Annotated in this window: 2 protein-coding genes; both read right to left on the minus strand. The window is 66.9% G+C overall.

Annotated elements, in window-relative coordinates; genetic code table 11:
* Positions 1-31: 31 nt before the first annotated feature.
* Positions 32-2,731, minus strand: a complete 2,700-nt coding sequence (locus PPP56_RS13850) for an AAA family ATPase (protein ID WP_353564646.1) — start codon at positions 2,729-2,731, stop codon at positions 32-34.
* A 53-nt stretch (positions 2,732-2,784) separates the two neighbouring features.
* On the minus strand, positions 2,785-3,710 hold a 926-nt coding region (locus PPP56_RS13855), incomplete at its 5' end, for a metallophosphoesterase family protein (protein ID WP_502912585.1).

Consider the following 3,710-nt stretch of genomic DNA (forward strand, 5'->3'; position numbering starts at 1 on the left):
TGCTGTCAGAAAATACTGTCAGAAAATGATATCAGGAAGCACTGGGGCCGTCGAGCTGAATGACGTGTGCGTTGAGGGCTTCACGGGCTTCGCGTACAAGTGGGCGGTGGCAGGTGAAGAGGAAGACCTGGCGGCGGCCCTCCCACGACTGCAGGATGCGATAGCCCGCCTGGCGGCGATCGGTGTCCCAGTTGACGAAGACCTCGTCTAAGAACACCGGTAGCGACTCGTGGTCGGCATCGAGATGGTCGACGATGGCCATGCGCAGCGCCAGGTAGATCTGGTCGCGGGTGCCGCGACTGAGCGGGGGCCCGACGGGCTGCGGGTCGGCCTGGCGTGGGGCATACACGACAAGGCGGTCATCTTCCTCGCGCCACTCCATGCGTTCATAGCGTCCGCCGGTGATGGTTGCGATGTGCTCCGAGGCGCGCTGAATGACGTCGGGCTGGTGGCGCATCCGAAAGTCGTGGTCGGCCCGGCGGATGAGGGTAGCCAGCAGAGTAAGCCGGTCGCGCTCGGTGCGCACGCGGTCGAGGTCCGCTTCGACTGAGGCGATGTCGCTCTGTAGCACGGCCATGGTGGGCTTTTCGGCCAGCTGCTCAAGCTCCTTGCTGATCTCGGCCCGGCGGGCGGTAGCTTCGCGGAGCTCGTTCTGCAAAGCTTCGAGGCGCTCGGTGCGTTCGACCCGCTCCTCATCCGTGAACGACAGTGCGTCGTCGGTGTCGTCGAGCGCTTCAATTTCAGTGCGGAGCGTCTCCCAGTCGGGGTGCTCGCGCTGCAGCTGGTCGCGGGCGTCGTTGGCGCGGCGGCGGGCGGTGCGCCGCTCGGCAAGCTCCTGCACGCCGGCCTCCCACTCGCCGTCGCCGAGCTCCTCGATGAGCACGCAGAGCGTGTCGTGCTCGGCAGCGTACGTATCGTGCTTGCTCTGCAGCGTGTTGATGCGCTCGTTCAGGTCGGGCAGTGCGGCCTGTGCCTCTTCGGCTGCAGCAATGCGCTCCTGGGCCTCGTTCAGGCGGCCGTGCAGGGCATGCACCTGGGCTCGCCAGGTGTCGTGAGCATCGGCCAGGGCAGTGGTGTTCGTGGCGTCGAGCAGGTCGTTCCAGGACGCACGCTCCTGGTGCAGGCGCTCGCGCCGCTGTTCGACTCGGTCGCGGGCGTCGCCGACGTTGCGCACCGCTTGCTGCAGGCGCTCCAGGTCGTGGGCCAGGTCGAGCGTGGGCGATTCCAGGCGCGCAGGCGAGATGGGCAGGTCGTCGACAAACGCGCGTACTTCATCGGCGCGCGATTCGGCTTCGCGGCGCTGGGCATCGAGGTTGAGCGCGTCGAGGCGCTGGCCGAGCTCGTCGTTGTGCGTACGGGTGTGCCAGGCCCAGGCCCCTGCCGCGGCAGCGAGGGCGCCACCGACCGAGAGGGAGAGCGTCGAATCCACCAGGATGCCGATGGTAAGCAGCGTGAGCCCTACAACGCCGAGAAGCACGGCGGGGGTGAAGCTGCGCTCCGCCTCCCCAAAGAGCCCGAGGGTGCGGGCCTGGGTTTCGGCGTCGCGCAGAGCGGCAGCAGCATCGGTGTAGTGCTGGATGCGGCTGCGCAGCTCGGGCAGGTGCAGGGCGGCTACGCGCTCGCTCCATTCAGGCTGCCACGGCTCAGACAGGCAGTCGGCGGCCTGTTCGAGGGTGGCCTGCGCGCTACGCAGCGCCTGACGTTCATCGTCGAGCGTGGCTCGTTCGTTCTCGATGCGCTCGATCCGCTGCGGCCAGGCCTCGATCTCGGCGGCGCGGGCTGCCACGGTGTCGTCGGCTTCGGTATGAGCGTTAAGGGCCTCGGTGTGGGTGTCGCGTTCGCGCGTCAGCATCCGCATCTCCTCGGCAAGCGCGCGGAGGCGTTCTTGGAGTGCGGTGCGTTCGTTTTCAGGCTGGTCGATGTGTGCATAGGAAGAGAGATCGCCGGCTCGCTCTTCGTTGCGCTTGATCTGCGTCAGGAACGTGTAGACCGGGCGCAGGCGCTCATCGCGGCGCTGGTCGGTGCGCAGCTGCTTCTGCTCGGCTTCGAGCGATTCGATGCGCTGCGCGCAGGCCGTCAGCTCGTCGCGCAGGCCGCGCATCGTCTCGTCGCGATTGCGCGCCTTTTTGAGGTCGTTGTACAGCTGGTCGCGGTCTTTGCGGAGCTGCTGCGCTTCGGGCTTGCCGCGCCGGTCGGGGCGCCACAGCTGATTGGCCTCGTCGTGCAGCTCGTTGATCACCGCACGGGCAGGGCGCACGAAGTCCACGCTGAGCGACCCGAGGAGCCGGTCCTGAATCTCCGTCCATGCGTTCTGCTGGTGCAAGGTAACCAGGTCGCCGAGCGTGAGGGCGTAGACCGCGTTGTAGACCTGGCGTGACACATGCGCGACCGGAGGCAGGGTCTCGTTGTTGAGCGTGCGGGTGTCGCCATTGGGTCTGGTGAGGCGTCCGTACGGGCTGCTTCGTAGACGGCGTTCTACCGAGAGCGTGCTGCCGTCGTGCAGCCGGGCCTGCAGGGCGCCTTCGAGAACATCGCCGTTGTAGGGCGCATAGGGGTGCCGGTCGGGCGCGGTGGGGTAGATGCCGTAAAGCATCGCCTTCAGAAACGAAAACAGCGCAGTCTTGCCCGCCTCATTGGGACCGTGAACGAGAACAACCGGCGCATCCAGCTGCTCGAGCGAGCAGTCGCGTAGGGGGCCGTAAGCGTCGATGGTGCAGGCGGTTACGTGCATGCGAGCAGGGTGTAATCAGGAGGCAGGGCAGAGAACGGGGCGGAAACAGCTGCTTACTCGGCGTCGGCGATGAGCCGGGCCACGGCCCGGCGGTCCATGCCGTCGAGAAGCGTGCGCAGATAGCTGCGCCGTGCAGCAGGAGTTGCGTGCTCGTGGTCGGCCCACTCCACATCGCCGGCGAGCTCGTTGAGCAGGTCGTCGTCGGTACGGGCCTTGTCGATAAGCTGCAGCACCTCGCCGGCCAGATGGGGCTCGCCACGGTACGGCTCTACGGGCACCGGGCGCGTCACGTTTTCGAGCTTCAGCTCCACGTCGAGCACGTTCAGGCGGGTAGACAGTACGTTGGTGAGGTAAGTGCGCTCGCCGGCGTCGTGCAGCTCGGGCGCAAGTGGACACGCGCCACGCAGCACCAGCCGGATCATCCACTCGGAAGCGAGGGCCTGCTCCTGTATGGGCTGGAGCGCCTCCTCTGCAGCACGAGTTAGCGCATCCACCGACTGCACGTGGTCGAGATCGTCAAGCACCAGCGTTTCCCAGCGGATGGGGGCAAACGGCTGTACGGTAACATCGGGCGGGCTATTCGGGGGGATGCGTACGAGCAGTCCGCCTTTCACGCCGTCCTCGCCGGGATGGCGCCCTTGCAGGTTGCCCGCGTAGTAGGCGGGCAGCTCCGGGTCGACCTGCTGCCCCCGGTGGATGTGCCCGAGCGCCCAGTAGTCATAGCCGGGGCGCCGGAGATCGTCGACCGAGCAGGGAGCGTAGCGGTCGTGGGCATCTACCGACTGTGCTGAGGTGACGTGCGTATGCAGCAGGCCCACGGTAGGTAGTTCGTCATCGGCTTCCGGAAAGCGGATGGCCAGGTTTTCGGAGACGTGTGGACGCGGGTGCCCGACGGCAACGACGCGCCCGATCGGAGCGTTGGAAGCGTCGGTCAGCGTAATGGTCTGCGGCTCGTCGGTGCGCACCACGTGCACATTGG

This window comes from Longimonas sp. (assembly GCF_040409695.1).
GTDB lineage: Bacteria > Bacteroidota > Rhodothermia > Rhodothermales > Salinibacteraceae > Longimonas.